Raw genomic sequence first — 20534 nt, 5'->3', positions numbered from 1 at the left:
ACCCTAGGAGCCGGGCCGGCCCCCGTCCAGTGGGTGCCGTCAGCGGGCCCAATCAGGCGGGCGGATCCCGCATCCAGGCCGCAAGCCGGGCCAGCCCCAGGCCCAGGGGGCTGTCAGCCGTGGTATCTGCGGCAGCCATGGCATCGGCGGCGGCCAGCCGGGCTTCCTCCGGCTTGGTCTGGGCCAGCTTCCAGGTGCCCTCGACCGCCTCGATCTCCATCCGGAAGGGCTGGATCTGCCGCATCATGCGCGCCATCAGCTCTTCGGGCATCTTCGCGGTCTTCCAGACGGGCTTTGGCAGCAACCGCGTCTCGAAGGTATCCGACAGCGCCTCCAGCACCGGCAGCAGCTCTTCCTGCGGCAGCGGCTCCAGCCGGCCCAGCAAATGGACGGACACGTAGTTCCAGGTCGGCACCTGGTGGTCCATCCCGTACCAGTCGGGGGAAATATAGCCCTGCGGCCCGGTGACGATCAGCCGGGCCGGGCCCGGGGCGGCGCGGGCCACCGGGTTGGACCGGACCAGGTGCAGGATCGCCGCGCCATCATGCAGGGCAAAGGGCACCTGGGCGGCGATCGGCGCGGTCTCGGTGGACAGGGTCAGCAGGCCCGCGCCGATCTCTGCGGCGAAGGCAAGGTTCTGATCCCGGCTGGCCTGGCGGAAGGCGGGGTTCGGGTGCATCGGGGTCTCCGTTCTGTGGCTGCCAGACTGCGCGCGGGCGGTGCGCGGCGCAAGCACCGTGCGCCGCCTTCACGATGGCATGCCCCCGGTTTCCGCACCGCCGCGATACCGACGTAATACCGACGTGATACCGACGTGCCGATTTGGCGGGTTTTCCCCTGTTAACCCGGGTTTTCACGGCCGATTCGCCGCGCTGCAGTACCGACGTTGGGGCGTTGGGGGTAAGGTTCAGGTAAGGTTCGCGCCCGAAGTCGGGGGCGAACTTGGGGGGCTGGCCAAAGGAAGGCGGGATGTCTCCCGCCCTACGGTGCGTTGGTCAGCTCCGGGTGGGGACACCCAGCAGCTGGATGCCCTCGACGCCGCCAATCCTGGCCTCGACGATCCGGCCCTCGGGCTGGTCGCTGTCGAAATGCACCTCGGCGAACTGTTCGGTCCGGCCCATGCGGGGGCTTTCCATCAGAACCTGGTGCGTCCGGCCCTGCTGCGCAGCCAGGTGGCGGGCCACCTGCCTGTCCCCCAGGGCTCGCAGACGCGCGGCGCGATCCTTGATCGCGGGGCCCTTCACCTGGGTCGGGATCTTCGCCGCAGGCGTGCCTTCGCGCTTGGAATAGGGGAAGACATGCAGCCAGGTCAGGTCGCATTCCTCCACCAGTTTCAAGGAGTTGGCAAACATCTCCTCGGTCTCGGTCGGGAAGCCCGCGATGATGTCGGCGCCAAAGGTCATCTCGGGGCGCAGGCGGCGCGCCTCCTCGCAGAAGCGGATCGCATCGTCACGCAGGTGGCGGCGTTTCATCCGTTTCAGGATCATGTCGTCGCCCGCCTGCAGGCTCAGGTGCAGATGGGGCATCAGGCGCGGTTCGGTCGCGATGGCCTGCATCAGCGCCTCGTCCGCCTCGATCGAATCGATCGAGCTGATCCGCAGGCGCGGCACATCCGTCAGCCGCAGGATGCGCATCACCAGATCCCCCAGGCGCGGCTCTGCCGGCAGGTCGGCCCCCCAGGAGGTCAGATCGACCCCCGTCAGCACAACTTCCTGATATCCTTGCTGAACCAGCCGCTTGATCTGGTCCACCACCACCCCCGCAGGGACCGAGCGGGAATTGCCGCGGCCATAGGGGATGATGCAGAAGGTGCAGCGGTGGTCGCAGCCGTTCTGCACCTGGACATAGGCGCGGGACCGCGTGCCGAACCCGTCGATCAGGTGGCCCGCGGTTTCGGTCACCGACATGATGTCGTCGACCTGCACCCGCTCGGTTTCCCCAATGAAATCAGGGCCAAGGCCGGCCCATGTCTCCGGCTTCATCTTCTCGGAATTGCCGATCACCAGGTCGACCTCGGACATCTTGGCGAAGGTCTCCGGCTCGGTCTGGGCCGCGCAGCCGGTGACGATCAGCTTGGCGTCGGGGTTTTCCCGGCGCAGCTTGCGGATGTCCTGCCGGGCCTTGCGCACGGCCTCTGCGGTGACGGCGCAGGTGTTGACGATCACCGCGTTGCCCACGCCATGTTCGGCGGCCATGGCCTTCATCGCCTCGGTCTCATAGGCGTTCAGGCGACAGCCCAGTGTCGCGAATTTCGGCGGATTGGCAGTCACTTACGCCTCCACGGCGGCGAGGAAGGCCTCGCTCAGGACGGCGTCGAAGACCAGGGCGGTCGGCCCGCCCATCCAGACGCCGTTCTCCCGCCAGTCCAGTTCCAGCCAGCCGCCGTCCAGTTCCATCTTCACCCGGCGTTCCGTCAGGCCGCGCAGGGCGGTGGCGACCACGGTCGCACAGGCGCCCGACCCGCAGGCCAGGGTCACGCCGGTGCCGCGTTCCCAGACCCGCATGCGGACCTCGCTGCGCGACCGCACTTCGGCGAATTCCACGTTGGTACGCTCGGGAAACAGCGGGTCATGTTCGATTTTCGGGCCGATTTCCGTGACTTGCACCGCCTCGGCGTCTTCCACCACGAAGACGCAATGCGGATTGCCCATGCCGACGGCCACCGGATCGCCCGCCAGCGGCAGCGCGGTGACCTCCATCTCCCGGGCCAGGGGGACCTCGTCCCAGGTCAGTTGCGGCGGGCCCATGTTGACCCAGGTGATTCCGTTCAGCTGGCAGGCGTTCAGCAGGCCACGGCTGGTGCGGATCGTCATCGCCCCGGCGCCGGTCTGGCCCATGATATAGGCCGCGACGCAGCGGGTGGCATTGCCGCAGGCGCCCGCGCGGCTGCCGTCGCTGTTCCAGAAATCCAGCGAGATATCAGAATGATCGCCGTCCCGGATCTCCGCCAGCTGGTCGAATCCGACGCCACGGTGGCGATCGCCCAGGGCGCGTGCCAGCGCGGGCGTGGTCACCGCTTCGCGGCCCCGCGAATCGATCACGACGAAATCGTTGCCCAGCCCGTGCATCTTCATGAACGGCAGGGCGGTGGGGATAACCTGACTCTGCATTGCGGCGATATAGCGCCTCGGCCCCTTGTTGAAAAGGCGCTCCGGCAGGCCGGGCCATGCGGGCGCAACATTTCTGTTATCTTTTTTCGGATTCGCGCTTGACCCTCCCGCGCCACACCCTTAGAGACGCGCCCACAGTGGGCCGTTAGCTCAGTTGGTAGAGCAACTGACTTTTAATCAGTGGGTCGAAGGTTCGAATCCTTCACGGCTCACCACTTACCAGAAAATGCCCCGTTCTTGCAGCAACACGCTGTAAGAGCGGGGCATTTCTCGTTTTCGGGTCTACGTGTTCGCGGTCCCGCTTATGTCCGGCCAGAACTCCCCCCGAACTCCCGCCGTCCACATTCCCTTAGTCCGCTTTCGCGCATGGCCCGCCGCCTGCTGCAAGGCGGCGGGCCTGCATTACCGCGCGACCTTCTGCGCGATCTGCCGGCGCAGGGGGGCGGGCAGCAGCCGCAGTCGGGGTGAGAAGAGGCGCGCCTTCGCGCGGCGGTCCAGCCCCGCATTCTGCGCGCGCTGCAGCGGCCTGTAGGCCTCCGCGCCCGTCCGCTCGGCACCTATATGGTCCAGGATGGCCGCCCCGGGCCCCAGGGGGTGCTCCAGGTCCTCTTCCATGGCAAAGCGGTGCCAGGCGCTGCGAGAGCGGCCCATGACGGCCGCGATCTGCCGTTGCCAGCGGAATTCCTCGATCCGTGCCTTCTCCAGGAAGGCGTCTTCCGTGGTGTTCAGCCCACGGTTCAGCACGAGGTGCCCGTGCAGGCTGCGCGCCCAGCTCTCAGGATTGCGGGTGGTGAAAAGGTACTCCGGCGCCTCTCCGGCAAAGACCTCGTCCAGCAGACGGATGACCGTGGCGCCATTGGGATAGAAATTGCCGCCCTCGGCACGGCGTGGGATGCGGCCCAGGGCGTTTTCCATGGAAACCAGCGCGACCTCGGCCCGGTCGTCGATCATCTCCTGCCGCAGCGCGCAAAGGTCACGCCTCAGATGTGCCGTGCCATAGAAGGCAGCCCTCTTGTGGAACCTCGGAAAGCCCAGGGTGGTGCTGCGTCCGTTGCGCAGGGCACTGGCATAGGCGCTGAAGCCGCGGGGGAAATGCGTCCGGTTCTCGGCCAGGAGCTTCTGGAAAGAGGTCGTGCCGGTCTTGTGAAACCCGACATGCAGGTAAACTTTCAAACTCGTAACTCCGTAAAATATCGCGCAGGGACCGCGCGACAGGATCCGACCCCCAAAAGGGCCGGACGTCGGCGCAGTTTTGGGCGCTTGCGCAGGCCGAGTGCAACCATGTCCCTGACATCGCGGGAAAAACGGCGGAAAACGGACGGTGGAACGCAATCAGGCGCCGGAGGGGCGATCCCTCCGACGCCTGCTGTTCGCGGCCTTCCGGGCGGCCTCCTGGCCGCTCTCAGGGCCTGCTGGCGGGCGCCTTAGCGGGCGGCGCGGGGTGCGGCCGGTGGAAAGAAGTCGGAGGCAAGCGCCTGCATCTGGTCCTCTGCCCAGAACCGGATGTCCTGCCGGCGCACCATCTCCCTGTTGGCCTGCATCCGGCCGCGCCGCTCCTCTTCCTCCATGTCCAGGGCGAACTGGATCGCGCCATCCATCGACTTGTGGGAGAAGGGGTTGGTCGGCACAGCGGCGGCCAGTTCCACGGCGGCCCCGGCGAATTCCGACAGGACCAGAACGCCGTCACCATCCGTCCGCGCGGCGCAGAATTCCTTGCACACCAGGTTCATGCCGTCGGCCAGCGGGGTGATCCAGGCCACGTCGGCGGCGCGGTAGTAGGAGACCAGGTCAGTGAAGGGCACGGGCCGGGAGATCAGCGCAACCGGCTGCCAGTCGAAGCTGCCGTAGCGGCCGTTGATCATCCCCGCCATATGCTCCAGGTCGTGCTGGATTTCCTCGTAGGCGGTCATGTTGGCATTGGCCGCGACCGAGACGTGCATCAGCCGCACCTTGCCGCGCAGGTCTGGGCGGCTTTCCAGCAGCCGTTCGAAGCTCTGCAGCTGTTCGATGCCGCCCTTGGTGTAATCCGTCCGTCCGACGGAGAGGATCAGGCGGCAGTCGCCCAGCTCCTTGCGGATCTCCTCGACCCGGGTGGCGGTTTCGGGCCGGGCCACCACGTCCTCGATGTAATCCACGTCGACACCCACCGGGCTGGCCTGCAGGCGGATCGTGCGACCCTCGTACTCCAGTTCCGTCACCACCGACTGCTCCGACAGGGCAGAGGTCTGGGCGTTCATCTCGGGCTTCACCTTCTCGCGCTTGACGGTGTCCACCTCCAGCAGCGACCGCGCGGCGGAGACGAAGTTGTTGACGTAGCGCGGGATGTGGAAGCCCACGACATCGCAGCACAGCAGGCTTTCCAGGATCTCCTTGCGCCATGGCAGCACGTTGAAGATGTCGGCATTGGGGAAGGGCGTGTGGTGGAAGAAGCTGATCTTCACGTCGGGGCGCAGGGTGCGCAGGTAACCGGGCACCAGCCACAGGTTGTAGTCATGCACCCAGACAACAGCGCCTTCGGCAGCCTCGGCGGCGGCGGCCTCTGCGAAGGCCCAGTTCACTTCCCGGAAGGTGGGCCAGTCGACGGGGTCGTAGTTGTAGCGCTCCTTGAAGCCGTGCAGGATCGGCCAGAAGGCCTCCTTCGACGACACGTGGTAGAAGCTGGTCACCTGTTCCGGCGTCAGCGGCAGGCGCGACACGGTGTACTTGCCGTACTGGTCGTCGATCTCGATCACCCGTTCGAAATCGGGGTTCGCCGGGTCCTCGGCGTGCTTCCACGCCACCCAGGCGCCCTTTTCGAAGCGACCGAAGAAGCTTTTCAGCGTCGGCACGATGCCGTTGGGGCTCTTGTTTTCGCGGTATTCGACTTTGCCGTCGACCTCGACCTCTTCATAGGGCTGGCGATGGTAGACGATGACGAGATTGGAAGACATTTCAGTTCTTCTCCGGAATATCATGCAGGTCGAAGGCGTCGATCGCCTCCAGGATGCCCGCGGCGCCATGGGCGCGGGCGCGGTAGACGCTGTCCTTGCTGGCGTCATGCGCATCCAGGCGATCCGTCAGGGCGGTCTCGGAATTTCCGACCGCGACGGCATTCAGCCCGGACACGAGCATGGACAGGTCGTTGAGGGTATCCCCGGCACAGAGCACGCGCGCCTCCGGGATGCCCAGGTGTTCGATCAGGCGCCGGATCGACGGCCCCTTGGACACGCCCCTGGGCAGCACGTCGAAATAGCGGTTGTCGGAGATGAGCCAGTCCAGCTCCATCTCTTCGACCTTGTCCTTCGCGCTGTCGTCGAAGCTGTCGGGGAACAGGTCATAGCTCACCCGGTATCGGAACCGCGTGGCCTGCAGGGCCAGGCCGGGGTGATCTTCCAGGGCCTCGCGCACCGCCGGGCCGCTGTTCTTCCAGCGGGCCGCGATGTCTTCCTCCAGCGGTTCGATCGGCACGACGGAGCCATCGGGCGCAACCTCGGCAATGGTCGTGCCGACGTCGCCCACCACGTACTCGGGCCAGGGCAGGCCGCGCTCCCGGCACATCTCCATGATGAATTCCGGGTCGCGCCCGGTGACGAAGATCAGGCCGACACTGTCGCGGTTCGCCTCGATCCAGGAGTAGAGCGCGGCACGCTCCGCCTCTGTCCCGCCAAGGAAGGTCCCGTCCAGGTCGGTGGCAAGGGTGAAACGGCGCGCGGCGATATCCGGGCGCGGAGAGGCATGGACGTTCACTGGTCTGTCGCTCCGAATTGCAGGGGTTGATCGGGGAAGGGATGGGCGAGGGACATCGAAAGGGTCTGCGGTTCCGCCTCGATCGGGCGAGCCCAGAGCGCATTGAACGCCTCCTGCAGGTCGGCGCCCTTGTGCAGCACCGCATGCACCGTCTCGCAGATCGGCAGGGGCACGTTGATGCGCCGCGCCAGGTCCGTGACGGAGACGGAGTTGACCTCCCCCTCGACCACCACCGGGCGGCCTTCGAAGCAGGAGGGGCGCGGGATGCCCTGTCCCAGTTGGTATCCCAGCGACATGTTGCGTGACGTGGTCGACGAACAGGTCAGCGTCAGGTCCCCGGCGCCCGACAGGCCGGTCACGGTTTCCCGGCGGCCGCCCAGGGCCTGGGCCATCTGCTTCATCTCGTCGATGCCGCGCGTGATCAGGGCGGCGCGGGTGTTCTCCGCGAAGCCGGCGCCGGACATCATTCCGCAGGCGATGGCGATCACGTTCTTCATCGCTCCGCCGACCTCGACCCCCACCAGGTCATCCGACACGTAGGCGCGGAAGCCGCTGCCCGACAGCGACAGCGCCATGCGTGCCGCGGGGCTTGCCTCCGGCTCCAGCCGGTCCGCGTAGGAGAAGGGGAAGGCGACGGTGGCCGCGGTGGGGTGATCCAGCGCGGTTTCCTTCGCGAATGTCGGGCCCGACACGGCGCCGACGACATGGCCCGGCAGCTCTTCGGTGACAACCTCGGACAGCAGGTAGCCGGTGCCGCGTTCGACGCCCTTGCAGGCCAGGGCGATCGGGATGCCCTCGGGCAGGAAGGGGGCGATGGCCTGGCACATTGGCCGCAGCGTGGCAGAGGGGGTGACCATCAGCACGGCCTCGGCGCCATCCAGTGCCTGGCCCAGGTCCGCGGTGGCGGTGATGCCCTCCGGCAGGGTCACGCCATCCAGATAGTCGACGTTCTCGCCGGTTTCGTTGATCCCCTGCGCCAGTTCGGGCCGGCGGGCCCAAAGACGAACGTCGCGCCCGTTGCGCGCCAGGACAGAGGCAAGGGCGGTGCCCCAGCTGCCGGCGCCCAGCACGGTGACGCGGTTGTAGGGGATAGGTGACGGTTCGGAGAGAGAATCCTTGATGGCGAACTCCTTTCAGGTGCTCGTTACGGCTACGCGTTCGTCTGACAAAGCGCGCTCCACCGACCCGGATCAGGGGCCTGCGGCAAGGAGCAGGGACAGGTCGCAAGACCGTCGCGCGAATGGAAAAGACCGTGGTCGGCCCTCGGGTTCGCCGCATCAACTTTGTTTGACATAGTAGCGTGACCACCCGTTAAGACAAGGAAAACACCGGGAATTCTGTCTAAGGCACTGATTTGCGGGGAAAGGTTTTCTTCGCTGCGGCGAAATTTCGCCGCACTGCGGAATGTTCGCGCTGCGGCTGGGTGACCCGGGGTGGCAGTCAGAGGTGCCTTCAGGGGGGGGGGGCGTGGGGCCGTCCGACCCCGTGCCGGGCGGATCAGCCGGGCGGTAGCGCCCCTGGGGTCGCCGGATCCGACAGCGCGGGATCGCGCCTGTCCTTCAGCCAGTCGATCAAGAGGCGCAGTGGCTCGCGCGGTTCCACGTTGCGCGGCCAGACCAGAAAATAGGTCCCGTCGGCGGTCACGTAGTCGGGGTAGGCCTTCACGAGCCGCCCCTTGGCGACCTCCGCCTCCGCCAGGAAGCCGGGCAACAGCGCCAGGCCGAAGCCCGCGGCGGCGGCCTCCGCCATGGTGAAGAACTGGTCGAACAGCGGGCCGCGCAGCTGCCCGGCGGACAGGCCGTGCCCTTCGAACCAGCTTTCCCAGGCGCCGGGCCGGCTGTCGAGGTGCAGCAGGGGCATCTGTCGCAGCGCCTCGGGCATCAGCGGCCCGTCGGGGCACAGCGAAGGCGCGCAGAGCGGGATCACCCGGTCCCGCGACAGCGGCAGGTAATGCACCGCCGGCCAGTCCTCCGTCCCGTAGTGGACCGCCGCATCGAACTTTTCCCGCGCGAAGTCGAACCGGCTCATCCGCGTGCCCTGGTTCACCTGGATCTCCGGATGGCGGGCCATGAAAGCATGCAGCCGCGGCCCCATCCAGTACATACCGAAGCTGGGCGGCAGGGCCAGGTTCAGACTGTCCCGCGATCCGCTCGCGCGAAGGCGCATGCTCGCCTGGGCCAGGTCCTGCAGGCAGTCCCGAACCGACCGGGCATAGTTCACCCCCGCCGGGGTCAGCGACAGGCCCTGCCCCTCGCGCACCAGCAAGCTGACCCCGATCTGCCCTTCCAGAACCTTCAACTGCCGGCTGACGGCCGAATGGGTCAGCGACAGCTCCCGCGCGGCGGCCGTGGCGGAGCCAAGCCTGTCGACGGCCTCCAGTGCCAGCAGGGATGAAATCGAAGGCAGAAAGCGTCGCGGGGCAAGCATGTGAGTTTTTCTCCAGTGTCTGGGATTTTCTATCGCTTTTTGGCGGCGATTCCACCGGCTAGCCTGACGCGAAAGGCCCGGTGCGGCGCATGACCCTGCGCGACGCTCCTGTATCCTGGCCGACGATCCGAAAGGTCCGCGATGTTTCCTGCCCCCCTGACCCGCCCCGCGCATCGCTCCGGCCGCAGGCCCTGTGGGGTGGCGCCGTGACGGCCGACACGAACCTCTGGCGTGCCAGCTGCGCGGAACGGCTGGAAACCACCCCGCTGTCGGCGGACACTTCCGCCGACCTGGTGGTGATCGGCGCCGGGTTCACGGGCAATGCCGCAGCGCTCGAAGCGTCGCGTCGCGGCGCCTCCGTCGTGGTGCTGGAAGCCAATTCGATCGCCCATGGCGGATCCGGCCGGAATGTCGGGCTCGTGAATGCGGGCCTCTGGCTGCCGCCGGACGACGTGATTGCCCAGATGGGCGAAGAGGCCGGCACCCGCCTGGTGGAGGAGCTGGGCCAGGGTCCCCAGATGGTCTTCGATCGCATCGCGGAACACGGCATCGACTGCGAGGCGACCCGCAGCGGCACCCTGCACCTGGCCCATTCGCCCGCCGGTCTGGCCGATCTGCAGAACCGGTTCCGCCAGGGCAATCGCCACGGCGCGCCCCTGCAGCTGCTCGATGCAGCGGAAACGGCGGCGCGCACGGGCAGCGGGGCCTTTCATGGCGCATTGCTGGATCCCCGCGCGGGCACGGTGCAGCCGCTGGCCTATTGCACCGGCCTGGCCCGCGCCGCGACGGAGCTGGGCGCCCGGGTGCACGAAGGCTCTGCCGTGACCTCCATCGGCCATGCGGATGGGGTATGGACCGTGACCGCCAATGGCCACACCGTCACGGCGCCGCGCCTTCTGCTGGCGACGAATGCCTATCACGAGGCCATCGCGGGCGGATATGCACCACAATATGTTGTGGTGAACTACAGCCAATTCGCTACTGCTCCGCTGCCTGAGGGGGTGAAAGCGAAAATCCTTCCCCGCGGGGAAGGTTGCTGGGATACGGCCATGGTCATGTCCTCCGTCCGGATAGACGCGGCGGGGCGGCTGATCGTCGGGGGCATGGGCAATGCCGAAGGGGCGGGGGCCTCCATCCACGCCGGCTGGGCCCGCCGCAAGGTGAAGGAGCTTTACCCGGAGCTTGCCGATATCCCCTTCGAACACAGCTGGCGCGGGCGCATCGCCATGACCGGCGATCATATCCCCAAGGTGGTGAACTTCGGCCCCTCCGCCCATGCCTGTTTCGGCTATTCCGGGCGCGGCATCTGCCCCGGCACCGTCTTCGGCATCGCTGCGGCCACGGCCCTGCTGGAAGACCGGCCCGATGCCTTCCCGCTGCCTGTCCGCCAGGGCTACCGGGAGCCGCTGAGCGGGCTTTACGAGGCCTGGTACGAATTCGGCGCGACCCTCACCCATGCCCTGCGGCCCGGTCTGCTGAACCGGCCCGCCCCCACCCACTGACCGGCCCGATCGGAGATCGCAATGACCCAGCCCGTTCCGCCCTCTTCCCTGCTGCCGCCCGATGACATCCGCACGCTCTTCTCCGGCGCCATGTCGGAAATGTACCGCAGGGAGGTGCCGCAATACGGCACGCTCATCGACCTGGTGAAAGACGTGAACGCGGCCACCCTTGCCGCCGATCCCGCGCTGCGGACCCGGTTGGAGGCCGCGGGGGAAATGGAGCGGCTCGACGTCGAACGCCATGGCGCGATCCGCCTCGGCACGGCAGAGGAGCTTTTCAACATCGGTCGCATGTTCGCGGTCATGGGCATGTCGCCGGTGGGCTACTACGACCTGTCCGTCGCGGGGCTTCCGGTCCATTCCACCGCCTTCCGCCCGGTCACGACAGAGGCGCTGTCGCGCAACCCCTTCCGCGTCTTCACCTCTCTTATCCGGCTGGAACTGCTGGAAGACCGCGCCCTTGCGGCCGAGGCGGAGCAGATCCTGTCGCGCCGCGCCATCGTCACGCCGCGCTGCCTGGAGCTGATCGCGCAGGCAGAGGCCGAAGGCGGCCTGTCGCCCGAAGATGCGGCGGATTTCGTGGCGGAGGCGCTGGAAACCTTCCGCTGGCATTCCGATGCCACGGTCACGGCCCGCACCTACGGCCGGCTTGCCGCCGAACACCGGCTGATCGCCGATGTGGTCTGCTTCCACGGGCCGCACATCAATCACCTGACGCCCCGGACGCTGGACATCGACGCGGTTCAGAAGGGCATGCCGGACCGGGGCATCGCGCCCAAGGCCGTGATCGAGGGCCCGCCGCGCCGCGCGGTGGACATCCTTCTGCGGCAGACCTCCTTCAAGGCGCTGGAAGAGGCGATCCTCTTCCCCGGGGAGGGCGGCGACAACGGCCAGGAGGGCACCCATACCGCCCGTTTCGGGGAAATCGAACAGCGCGGCGTCGCCCTGACGCCCGCCGGGCGCGCTCTTTACGACGAGTGTCTGGCTCGGGCGCGTGCCTCCGCTGCGGTCGGCGCAGGCGGAGAGGGGGCCGGAAGCTATGTCGATGCCCTGCAGGCGGCCTTTGCCGATTTCCCCGATGATGCGGGGGCGATGCGGCGCGAGGGCCTGGCCTTCTGCCGCTACCGCGTTGCCGGGCCGCTGCCCGACGGGTTGCAGGCCGCGCCGGATACGGTCGAGGCCCTGATCGACGCCGGCGCCCTGGTGGCCGATCCGCAGACCTACGAAGACTTCCTGCCGGTCTCCGCCGCGGGCATCTTCCAGTCGAACCTGGGAACCGATGAGCAGTCGACCTTCGGCGAAACCGCCAACCGCGAGGTGTTCGAGGCGGCACTTGGCCGGGCCGTGATCTCTGAAATGGAGCTCTACCGAGAGGTCGAAACGCGCAGCCTGGCGCAAGCGCTGAGCCTGCTTGCAGGTGTCCCGGTGGCGGTAGGCGGCTGATACGGGTGAGGGCCAATTGCCCGTGACAGGTCCTGCGCAGCCCGTCCCCGGTTCAGTCGCCGGTTTAATCCCCTGTGCCGGCGAAGCCCTGCAGAACGTTTTCGGGCGGCAGGATCGGGCGCGGCCTCGCGACCAGCTCCTCCGCCTCGCCCGCGTCCAGCCCGGCCAGGCACAGCAGCCGCGCGGCCGCATTGGGGATGGAGACGGCGGACATGTCCTTGCGCGTCACCGCCAGGCCAAAGCCGACGATGGCATGGGTGCTCATCTTCCAGGCCAGGGCCGGGTCGCCCGGCGCCAGCCGCCCGGTGGAGGCCGCCCGGCTCAGCAGGTCGATGGTGAAGGGGCCGATGCGCCGGTACATCACGTCCGCAACGATGCCCGAGCGGTTCAGCAACTGGCGCCAGCGGGTATCCGTCGTGGCGGTTTCCAGCACCGTCATCAGCGCCACCGCGTAGACATGTGCCGGGTCCTCGAAGCCGGAGGTCGCATCCTCGACCCGCAGGGCCAGGCCCTGCATGATTTCTTCCAGCACGGCGATCGCCAGGTCGTCCTTCGATCGGAAGTAGTTGTAGACGGTGCCCGCCCCGACATCGGCGCGGTCGGCGATTTCCAGCATGGTCGCCGCATCGATGCCCTTTTCGGACATCACGTCGCTGGCCGCGCGAATCAGGGCCTCCCGGTTGCGCCGCTGCCGCCGCGCCACCCGGCCTTCCTTCATCTCGCTCTCGCTGTCGTTCCGCATCATTTCGCCCTCATGGAAATGAACGTTATTCAACTCCGAGGATGCTCGCAAGTGAGGCGGGTGGAAAGAGTGGGGCGCTCTTTCCGTGCGAGGGGGTTGCCTAATTCGTGAGCATGTGGGTAGGCTAGTGATCAAATCACGACAAGACTGGGCGGAAGCGCAGGAAATCTCCGGATTTCGGGATGCGAACTCTGCTCAAAGATGATTAAAGACTGAAGATGAATGGCGTTCATGGGTGAAATGCTGCCATCTGTAGGGGCCGGAGGAGCTGGCCTTGAAGTTTGGATCGGCAGTGACGGACCGCCTTGTACAGTGGGCCATGCGGCCTGGCGGCAAACTTCCGCCCAACGGTAGCGCGGATCCGTAGGTCTGCGAACAAAAAATGAAACGGGGAGCCAGAATTGGCAGAAACATCTGACAGCGAGGCATTCGTCGCATTCGAACGTGTGCAGAAGAGCTACGACGGCGAAACGCTGGTCGTGAAGGACCTCAACCTGACGATGCCGAAGGGCGAGTTCCTGACGATGCTCGGGCCGTCGGGCTCCGGCAAGACGACCTGCCTGATGATGCTGGCCGGCTTCGAAACGGCCACCTACGGCGAGATCAAGCTGGACGGGACGTCGATCAACAACATCCCGCCGCACAAGCGCGGCATCGGCATGGTCTTCCAGAACTACGCCCTGTTCCCGCACATGACGGTGGCCGAAAACCTCTCCTTCCCGCTGGAAGTCCGCAAGATGGGCAAGTCGGATCGGGAGGCGAAGATCAAGCGCGCGCTGGACATGGTCCAGATGGGCGATTTCGCCGGGCGCCGGCCGACCCAGCTGTCGGGTGGCCAGCAGCAGCGGATCGCCCTGGCCCGCGCCCTGGTGTTCGAACCCGAACTGGTGCTGATGGACGAACCGCTCGGCGCGCTCGACAAGCAGCTGCGCGAACACATGCAGTTCGAAATCACCCGCCTGGCGCACGAACTGGGCATCACGACGGTCTACGTGACCCACGACCAGACCGAAGCGCTGACCATGTCCGACCGCGTCGCCGTTTTCAACGATGGCCGCATTCAGCAGCTGGCACCGCCGGATGCGCTCTATGAGGAGCCGCAGAACAGCTTCGTCGCGCAGTTCATCGGTGAAAACAACACGCTGGAAGGCACCGTCAAGGAAATCTCCGGCAATGTCTGCACCGTCGAACTGGATGGCGGTGCCCTGATTTCGGCCCGCCCGGTCAACGTGACCGAGGTCGGCCAGCGCACCAAGGTGTCCATCCGCCCGGAACGGGTCGAGATGAACAAGGAGCGTCTTCAGGAAGGCGCGCACCTGCTGAAGGCCGAGGTGCTGGAATTCATCTACATGGGCGACATCTTCCGCACCCGTCTGCGGGTCGCCGGCAACGAGGACTTCGTCATGAAGACCCGTAACGCCCCTGATCAGGTCCGCCTGAAGAAGGGCGAAGTGATCGAGATCGGCTGGCTGCCCGATGACTGCCGGGCGCTTGATCCCTGATCACCGGAACACCTGTTGCCGTGGGGACGGCAACAGCCTGTCGAGATACCGTGCGTTTCACCCGTAACGGCGGATCCATAATGAAACCAACGGGTTGAAAATGGGAGTTATGCAATGAAACTCACTCAATCCCTCCTCGCGGGTTCCGCGCTGGCCCTGCTGGCCGGCGCTGCAGCCGCAGAGGACATGACCTTCGTTTCCTGGGGCGGTGCCTACCAGAATTCGCAGCAGAAGGCCTATGTTGAGCCCTACCTCGCCGAGAACTCCGACGTCTCCGTCACCTGGGACGAGAGCTCGGCCGAGGCCGTCGCCAAGCTGCGCGCCATGAACGAAGCCGGCAACATCACCTGGGACCTGGTCGATGTCGTCGCCGCTGACGCCATCCGTCTGTGCGACGAAGGCCTGGCGATGGAATACGACCCCGATGAGCTGCTGGCGCCCGCGCCCGACGGCACCTCGGCCGAGGATGACTTCGGCGACATGATCGTCTCCGACTGCTTCATCCCGCAGATCGTCTACTCCACCACCGTCGGCTACCGCACCGACCTGGTCCCCGAGGGCACCGATGCGCCCTCCGACATCTGCGCGATCTTCGATCTGGACACCTACCCGGGCAAGCGCGCCCTGGAAAAGCGTCCGATCAACAACATGGAATGGGCGCTGTACTGTGACGGCGTTGCCAAGGACGACATCTACGACGTCCTGGCGACCCCGGAAGGTCAGGATCAGGCCCTGGCCAAGCTCGACACCATCAAGGACGAAGTGGTCTGGTGGTCCTCCGGTGCCGACACGCCCCAGCTGCTGGCTGACGGCGAAGTCTTCATGGGCTCCACCTACAACGGTCGCCTCTACTCCGTGATCGAAGAGCAGGACCAGCCCGTGGGCATGCTCTGGGACATGCAGGTGTTCGACCTGGATGGCTGGATCATCCCCGCCGGCCTGTCCGACGAGAAGCTCGAAGCGGTCGAGAAGTTCGTCTACTTCGCCACCGACACCCAGCGTCTGGCCGACCAGGCCAAGTACATCTCCTACGGCCCGGCCCGTCTGTCCTCTGCTCCGGCCGTTCCGGAAGACATGAAGATGCACATGCCGACCGATCCGGAGAACGCGAAGAACACCCTGCTCTACAACTACGAGTTCTGGGCTGACTACCGCGACGACATCGACGCCAAGTTCCAGTCCTGGCTGGCCAAGTGATCTGATGCGCCGGATCGCGTGACGCGATCTGACTGATCGGGGCGGGCTTTCGGGCCCGCCCCACCCCAAAGGCCCCGCGAGTGGGCCATCCCAACAGACAAACAGGGACGATATGAGCGATACGACCCAGAACGGCCCGATGCTGGCCGCCGACGGCACGCCTCTGAAACGCAGCCTGAACCGTGCCCTTCGCCGCCAGAAGATGCGTGCGCTGATGCTGATCGCACCGCTGCTGATCTTCGTCCTGGTGACCTTCATCGCGCCGATCGCGGACATGCTGTTCCGCTCGGTCGAGAATGAGATCGTCTCGGAAACCCTGCCCTCCACCACAGCGGTGTTGAAGGACTGGGATCACACCACCGGCGACGCGCCGGGGGAGGATGTCTACGAGGCGCTCTACTACGATCTGTTCCTGGCGGCCGAGGCCAAGGAACATACCAAGCTCGGCACCCGCCTGAACTACGAATACACCGGCGTCTCCTCTCTCTTCCGCTCCACCGGGCGCAGCCTGGATGACCTGGGCAAGGATTACCTCAAGCCGCTGAAGAAGATCGACAAGGCCTGGGATACCCCCGAATTCTGGTATGAGCTCATGTCCGGCACCGGCGCCGTCGACGAGGATCTCGTGGCAGAACACATCAAGCGGGTCGAAACCGTGACGGGCGACAAGCTGTCGGGCGACGTGGGCTTCGCCCCCTCCCAGGCAATCGAGGATCTGCTGCCGCTGACCACCGCCGCCTACACCGATTTCGCCGTCTACACCGCCCTGGTCGACGAAGATGTCGTGGCCGAGGAGGACCCCTGGGAAACCGTCTTCGCCGCGCTGATGACCGACCTGCAGACCGCCGATGTCGCGGGCTATTCCGGCCCCGGTGCCGAGCAGCTGCAAGAGGCAAAGGCCGCGACCGCGGATATCGAATACATCCCCTACAAGACCTTCTTCGGGGATGAGGACGAAGACTGGCTGAACCCCGACATCTGGGCAACGGTGCAGGTCTATTCGTCGAAATACACCTCCGGCTACTTCCTGAACGCCGTCGACCTGCAACTGACCCCGGACGGGATCGAGGCACGCCCCGAGAACCAGCAGATCTACATCATGCTGTTCAAGCGGACGCTCTTCATGTCGCTGGTGATCACCTGTTCCTGCATCCTGCTGGGGTATCCGGTGGCCTGGCTGCTGGCGAACCTGCCCAGCTCCAAGGCCAACCTGCTGATGATCCTGGTGCTTCTGCCCTTCTGGACCTCGCTGCTGGTGCGGACCTCGGCCTGGAAGGTGATGTTGCAACAGCAGGGCGTGATCAACGACGTGCTGGTCTGGCTGGGCCTCGTGGATGATGCGAACCGGTTGGTCATGATCAACAACCAGTTCGGTACCATCGTCGCGATGACCCACATCCTGCTGCCCTTCATGATCCTGCCGCTCTACTCGGTGATGCAGGGCATTCCGCCGACCTACCTGCGCGCGGCCAAGTCCCTTGGCGCGACGAACTGGACCGCCTTCTGGCGCGTCTACTTCCCGCAATCGGTGCCGGGCATCGGCGCAGGCTCGATCCTCGTGTTCATCCTGGCAATCGGCTACTACATCACGCCGGAAATCGTCGGCGGCACGACCGGTACCTTCATCTCGAACCGGATCGCCTACCACATCTCCAGCTCTCTGAACTGGGGTCTGGGCGCGGCACTTGGCGCGATCCTGCTGGCGGTGGTTCTGGTGCTCTACTGGGCCTACGACCGGATCGTCGGCATCGACAACGTGAAACTGGGCTGAGGAGGGCGCATCAATGGCACTGGCAATCGCAAAACCCACATCCGCCGTCTTCGCCGCGACCGTCGCGGCCATCTTCGGCGCTTTCTTCGGCATCTTCATCGGCACGGCGCAGGGCTCCGGCATCTTGGGCCTGGTGCTGGGCGCGGTGGTCATCTTCGCCCTGACCTGGGTGGTGGTGAACTTCCTGCGGGACATGGAAAAACCCGCCCGCCTGGCGCTCGCCGTGATCTTCGTCGCTCTTGGCGCGATCTTCGCCGGGGTGCCGGGTGCGGTGATGGGGCTGATCTTCGGCGTCTTCTTCGGCTGGCTGATCTTCTTCACCGCCTCCGGTCGCTACCGGGAAAACATCCCGCCTTACATGACCCCTGGCCAGGTGCTGTGGCACTATGCCTTCCGCACCATCGCCGGCATGATCCTGGTCTTCCTGATCACGCCGATCCTGGTGGTCATGCCGCTGTCCTTCAACGCCGAGGACTTCTTCACCTTCACGCCTGAAATGCTGTCCTTCGATCCGGCCGGCTACTCGCTGAAGCACTACCGCGACTTTTTCACCAACTCCGACTGGCAGGGCGCCCTGTGGAACTCGGTCCGCATCGCGCCGGTGGCGACGCTGCTGGCCGTGGGCTTCGGCACCCTGGCGGCGATCGGCCTTTCGCAACCGCACGTGCCCTTCCGGCAGGCGATCATGGCGATCCTGATCTCGCCGATGATCGTGCCGCTGATCATCTCGGCCGCGGGGATGTACTTCTTCTACTCCCGCATCGGCCTGCAGGGCACCTACCTGGGCGTCGTCCTGGCCCACGCGGCCCTCGGCATTCCCTTCGTCATCATCACGGTGACGGCGACGCTGGTGGGCTTCGACCGAAGCCTGGTCCGCGCGGCGGCGAACATGGGGGCCAACCCGATCACAACCTTCTTCCGGGTGCAGATGCCGCTGATCCTGCCCGGCGTGATCTCCGGCGGTCTCTTCGCCTTCATCACGTCCTTCGACGAGGTGGTCGTGGTGCTCTTCGTCGGCTCCGCCGGCCAGAAGACGCTGCCCTGGCAGATGTTCATCGGCCTGCGCGAACAGATTTCGCCGACCATCCTTGCCGTGGCGACGATCCTCGTGGGGATCTCCATCGCGCTGCTGGCAACGGTGGAACTGCTGCGGCGCCGCTCCGAACGGCTCCGGGGCATGTCGCCCAGCTGATCGGAATGCCGTTCATGCAATGCAAAAGGGGGCCGAGAGGCCCCCTTTTTCGTGTCGGCCCGGCCCAATCGGACCCGGCCCTGTCAGAGCGTGGCCCAGTCAGATGAAGGGCGCGATGGTCACGCCTTCGGCCTCCAGCCGCGCGCGCAGCTCAGCCGCAAGGGCGACGGCACTTGCCTCGTCGCCATGCACGCAGACCGATTGCGCCTCTAGCTCGATCTCCTCCCCGGTCACCGTCTGCATGCGGCCGGTGTCCAGCAGGTGCAGGATACGGTCGGCGGCGGCCCCGGGATCGTGGATCATCGCCCCCGGTTCCCCACGCGGCACCAGCAGGCCGGAGGGCAGGTAGCCCCGGTCGGCGAAGATCTCGGAAATCGTCGGGATGCCCGCCGCGCGGGAGGCCTTCTCCAGCTCGGTGCCCGAGATCGCCAGCATGGTCAGCCCGCTCGCCTTCACCGCCACGGCGATGGCATCGGCGGCCCAGCGGTTGGCGCAGGCATAGGTGTTCAGCGCCCCGTGCGGCTTCACATAGGCCAGCGGCGTGCCCGTCAGCGTCGCAACTCCGGCCAGGGCACCGATCTGGGCGGCGGTCATCCGGGTGATTTCCTCGGCCGTCATGGGGATCACCCGGCGGCCGAAACCTTCGCGGTCGGCATAGCCCGGATGCGCACCGGCCACGACGCCCTTTTGCCGGCAGAGCTCCAGCGTGCGGAACATCGTCTGTGGATCGGAGGCATGCCCCCCGCAGGCCACGTTGGCAGAGCTGACGATGTCCAGCATCGCCTCGTCATCGCCCATGGGCCAGGGGCCGTAGGCTTCGCCCAGGTCGGAATTGATGTCGATCTTGGTCATGGTCCCTCCGCTGCCGTCACAGCATCCGGATAACATCCTTGCCGACGGAAAGAACATAGCCACGGCGCGCGATATTCTTGATCAGCAGCTCGCTGACGATCTGGTTGCCCAGGGTATCGCGCAACCGCTTGATCCGAGTGGCCCCCGCTGCTTCCTCGCAGTCGGCCTCGTTCCGGCCGGAAATCATCGCCTCGATCTGTGCGCCCGACAGCACGTCGTCGTCCATCCGCGCCTCCGCCAGCACCGAAAGCGTCTCCAGCGCGGCATCGGTCAGGCGGAACCCCAGGTTGTTGAGGTAGACCATCTTCTCATCGCGGGAAATCATGAGCGAGTTCACCTCGATCCCCGCGCGTTCGATCTGCGCCATGCGCCGGTTCAGCGTCACCAGCATGACGAGGGAGCCGAGCGCGGCCAGCAGGAGCGCGGCAGAGAACAGCAGCAGCACGAAGATCACCATGCGGTAGCTGGTCAGCGTCTCGGAAAAGGCGGTGCCGGACAGGGCCAGGATGTTCAGCAGCTTGACCTCTGCCTGGGTCGTCAGGTCGTTTTCGACGAAGATGCGTTCGACCCGGTGGTTGAAGGCATTGGCGTCGGGCAGGGTCAGGAACAGGAAGATGGCGGCCAGTGCGAGCACGGCCACCACTGCCGCCAGGCCCAGGGCCACGGCGCGATTTCCGGATTTCCGGATGTCAGAAGCGAAGAAAGTAGGGTCCTGCATCGGCCTTCCTGGCTGCCAGTCCGCTGTCATCGAAGACAGAGACGATATTGAGCAGGACCCAGCCCGCCTGTGCAAGCCTCTGCTTCACTTCCGAGGTCGCCGCGCCCTTGTCGCAGGCGGATATCTGCATGACGCCGTAGTGCAGCTCGTAGGGCTGATCCCGCTTCGCCTTGTAGTCGGCATAGCAGGCCGCCTGCGCCGCAGCGGGCAGGAAAAGCGCGGTCAGGGCCAGCGCGAGATATGCGGAGATACGTTTCATGGCCCCACTCTCGGCGATCCCCCGCCGCTATTCAATGACAGAGCGGCGGGCGGCGGCCGATATCGGATAACAGTCTGACCCGGCAGCCTTTTC

Annotated in this window: 18 protein-coding genes and 1 tRNA gene; 7 read left to right on the top strand and 12 right to left on the bottom strand. The window is 66.1% G+C overall.

Annotation, left to right across the window (positions count from 1 at the left end):
* Window positions 1-52 precede the first annotated feature (52 nt).
* From AC2IR1_RS22285 to dapF, 3 genes are all read right to left on the bottom strand, one after another.
* The gene (locus AC2IR1_RS22285) at window positions 53-679 is read right to left on the bottom strand and encodes an FMN-binding negative transcriptional regulator (RefSeq protein WP_486474164.1); all 627 of its coding nucleotides are present in this window, start codon (window positions 677-679) and stop codon (window positions 53-55) included.
* A 316-nt stretch (window positions 680-995) separates the two neighbouring features.
* Entirely contained in the window at window positions 996-2270 is a 1275-nt protein-coding gene (gene mtaB / locus AC2IR1_RS22280) for a tRNA (N(6)-L-threonylcarbamoyladenosine(37)-C(2))-methylthiotransferase MtaB (RefSeq protein WP_486474163.1), read from the bottom strand.
* Window positions 2271-3110, bottom strand: a complete 840-nt coding sequence (gene dapF, locus AC2IR1_RS22275) for a diaminopimelate epimerase (protein WP_486474162.1) — start codon at window positions 3108-3110, stop codon at window positions 2271-2273.
* A 139-nt stretch (window positions 3111-3249) separates the two neighbouring features.
* Between dapF and AC2IR1_RS22270 the strand changes: the two genes are divergently transcribed.
* Window positions 3250-3325: transfer RNA gene (locus AC2IR1_RS22270), tRNA-Lys, on the top strand.
* 187 nt (window positions 3326-3512) lie between these two features.
* Here AC2IR1_RS22270 and AC2IR1_RS22265 read toward each other — a convergent pair.
* The 5 genes from AC2IR1_RS22265 to AC2IR1_RS22245 form a co-directional block, all read right to left on the bottom strand.
* Window positions 3513-4283 (bottom strand): hypothetical protein, encoded by a 771-nt coding sequence (locus AC2IR1_RS22265; RefSeq protein ID WP_486474161.1) that lies wholly within the window; start codon window positions 4281-4283, stop codon window positions 3513-3515.
* Window positions 4284-4534: 251 nt separating this feature from the next.
* A complete protein-coding gene (ggpS, locus tag AC2IR1_RS22260; protein ID WP_486474160.1) occupies window positions 4535-6040 on the bottom strand; it encodes a glucosylglycerol-phosphate synthase in 1506 nt (501 codons plus the stop codon).
* A 1-nt stretch (window position 6041) separates the two neighbouring features.
* Window positions 6042-6836 (bottom strand): HAD-IIB family hydrolase, encoded by a 795-nt coding sequence (locus tag AC2IR1_RS22255; RefSeq protein WP_486474159.1) that lies wholly within the window; start codon window positions 6834-6836, stop codon window positions 6042-6044.
* Complete coding sequence (locus tag AC2IR1_RS22250) at window positions 6833-7906, bottom strand: NAD(P)H-dependent glycerol-3-phosphate dehydrogenase (protein WP_486474158.1); 1074 nt, start codon at window positions 7904-7906, stop codon at window positions 6833-6835. The genes AC2IR1_RS22255 and AC2IR1_RS22250 overlap by 4 nt, the downstream gene beginning before the upstream one ends.
* A 427-nt stretch (window positions 7907-8333) precedes the next feature.
* Window positions 8334-9263 (bottom strand): LysR substrate-binding domain-containing protein, encoded by a 930-nt coding sequence (locus AC2IR1_RS22245; protein WP_486474157.1) that lies wholly within the window; start codon window positions 9261-9263, stop codon window positions 8334-8336.
* Between the two features lie 206 nt (window positions 9264-9469).
* Here AC2IR1_RS22245 and AC2IR1_RS22240 point away from each other — a divergent pair, with 206 nt between their 5' ends.
* Both AC2IR1_RS22240 and hglS read left to right on the top strand, forming a co-directional pair.
* A complete protein-coding gene (locus AC2IR1_RS22240) occupies window positions 9470-10765 on the top strand; it encodes an NAD(P)/FAD-dependent oxidoreductase (protein ID WP_486474156.1) in 1296 nt (431 codons plus the stop codon).
* Between the two features lie 21 nt (window positions 10766-10786).
* Complete coding sequence (gene hglS, locus AC2IR1_RS22235; protein WP_486474155.1) at window positions 10787-12208, top strand: 2-oxoadipate dioxygenase/decarboxylase HglS; 1422 nt, start codon at window positions 10787-10789, stop codon at window positions 12206-12208.
* A gap of 64 nt (window positions 12209-12272) precedes the next feature.
* On the opposite strand, the gene AC2IR1_RS22230 is transcribed toward hglS, so the two are convergent.
* Window positions 12273-12953, bottom strand: coding sequence for a TetR/AcrR family transcriptional regulator (locus AC2IR1_RS22230; protein ID WP_486474154.1), 681 nt, complete (start codon window positions 12951-12953; stop codon window positions 12273-12275).
* A 398-nt stretch (window positions 12954-13351) separates the two neighbouring features.
* On the opposite strand from AC2IR1_RS22230, the gene AC2IR1_RS22225 reads away from it, so the two are divergent.
* From AC2IR1_RS22225 to AC2IR1_RS22210, 4 genes are all read left to right on the top strand, one after another.
* Window positions 13352-14452: an ABC transporter ATP-binding protein gene (locus AC2IR1_RS22225; RefSeq protein WP_486474153.1), complete on the top strand. Its 1101-nt coding sequence runs from the start codon at window positions 13352-13354 to the stop codon at window positions 14450-14452.
* Between the two features lie 114 nt (window positions 14453-14566).
* Complete coding sequence (locus AC2IR1_RS22220) at window positions 14567-15649, top strand: extracellular solute-binding protein (RefSeq protein ID WP_486474152.1); 1083 nt, start codon at window positions 14567-14569, stop codon at window positions 15647-15649.
* Between the two features lie 112 nt (window positions 15650-15761).
* Window positions 15762-17420 (top strand): ABC transporter permease, encoded by a 1659-nt coding sequence (locus AC2IR1_RS22215; RefSeq protein WP_486474151.1) that lies wholly within the window; start codon window positions 15762-15764, stop codon window positions 17418-17420.
* A gap of 13 nt (window positions 17421-17433) precedes the next feature.
* Window positions 17434-18612 (top strand): ABC transporter permease, encoded by a 1179-nt coding sequence (locus tag AC2IR1_RS22210; RefSeq protein ID WP_486474150.1) that lies wholly within the window; start codon window positions 17434-17436, stop codon window positions 18610-18612.
* A 99-nt stretch (window positions 18613-18711) separates the two neighbouring features.
* On the opposite strand, the gene AC2IR1_RS22205 is transcribed toward AC2IR1_RS22210, so the two are convergent.
* From AC2IR1_RS22205 to AC2IR1_RS22195, 3 genes are read right to left on the bottom strand one after another with little or no spacing between them, the layout of a single operon-like run.
* The gene (locus AC2IR1_RS22205; RefSeq protein WP_486474149.1) at window positions 18712-19464 is read right to left on the bottom strand and encodes a LamB/YcsF family protein; all 753 of its coding nucleotides are present in this window, start codon (window positions 19462-19464) and stop codon (window positions 18712-18714) included.
* Between the two features lie 16 nt (window positions 19465-19480).
* Window positions 19481-20182 carry a winged helix-turn-helix domain-containing protein gene (locus AC2IR1_RS22200; RefSeq protein WP_486474148.1) on the bottom strand — a complete coding sequence of 234 codons (702 nt, stop codon included), beginning with the start codon at window positions 20180-20182 and terminating at the stop codon, window positions 19481-19483.
* Window positions 20154-20441, bottom strand: a complete 288-nt coding sequence (locus AC2IR1_RS22195) for a hypothetical protein (RefSeq protein WP_486474147.1) — start codon at window positions 20439-20441, stop codon at window positions 20154-20156. Before AC2IR1_RS22195 ends, AC2IR1_RS22200 begins: the two co-directional genes overlap by 29 nt.
* Between the last annotated feature and the right edge of the window lie 93 nt (window positions 20442-20534).

This window comes from Pseudooceanicola sp. NS-SX8, assembly GCF_057380755.1.
This window is presented reverse-complemented; position numbering and strand designations above follow the sequence as displayed.

Bases quoted from the DNA above. Each gene is read 5' to 3' on its own strand.
- AC2IR1_RS22285 (WP_486474164.1), bottom strand. From the start codon at position 679: ATGCACCCGAACCCCGCCTTCCGCCAGGCCAGCCGGGATCAGAACCTT.
- dapF (WP_486474162.1), bottom strand. From the start codon at position 3,110: ATGCAGAGTCAGGTTATCCCCACCGCCCTGCCGTTCATGAAGATGCAC.
- ggpS (WP_486474160.1), bottom strand. From the start codon at position 6,040: ATGTCTTCCAATCTCGTCATCGTCTACCATCGCCAGCCCTATGAAGAG.
- AC2IR1_RS22245 (WP_486474157.1), bottom strand. From the start codon at position 9,263: ATGCTTGCCCCGCGACGCTTTCTGCCTTCGATTTCATCCCTGCTGGCA.
- hglS (WP_486474155.1), top strand. From the start codon at position 10,787: ATGACCCAGCCCGTTCCGCCCTCTTCCCTGCTGCCGCCCGATGACATC.
- AC2IR1_RS22230 (WP_486474154.1), bottom strand. From the start codon at position 12,953: ATGATGCGGAACGACAGCGAGAGCGAGATGAAGGAAGGCCGGGTGGCG.
- AC2IR1_RS22220 (WP_486474152.1), top strand. From the start codon at position 14,567: ATGAAACTCACTCAATCCCTCCTCGCGGGTTCCGCGCTGGCCCTGCTG.
- AC2IR1_RS22215 (WP_486474151.1), top strand. From the start codon at position 15,762: ATGAGCGATACGACCCAGAACGGCCCGATGCTGGCCGCCGACGGCACG.
- AC2IR1_RS22210 (WP_486474150.1), top strand. From the start codon at position 17,434: ATGGCACTGGCAATCGCAAAACCCACATCCGCCGTCTTCGCCGCGACC.
- AC2IR1_RS22205 (WP_486474149.1), bottom strand. From the start codon at position 19,464: ATGACCAAGATCGACATCAATTCCGACCTGGGCGAAGCCTACGGCCCC.
- AC2IR1_RS22200 (WP_486474148.1), bottom strand. From the start codon at position 20,182: ATGCAGGACCCTACTTTCTTCGCTTCTGACATCCGGAAATCCGGAAAT.
- AC2IR1_RS22195 (WP_486474147.1), bottom strand. From the start codon at position 20,441: ATGAAACGTATCTCCGCATATCTCGCGCTGGCCCTGACCGCGCTTTTC.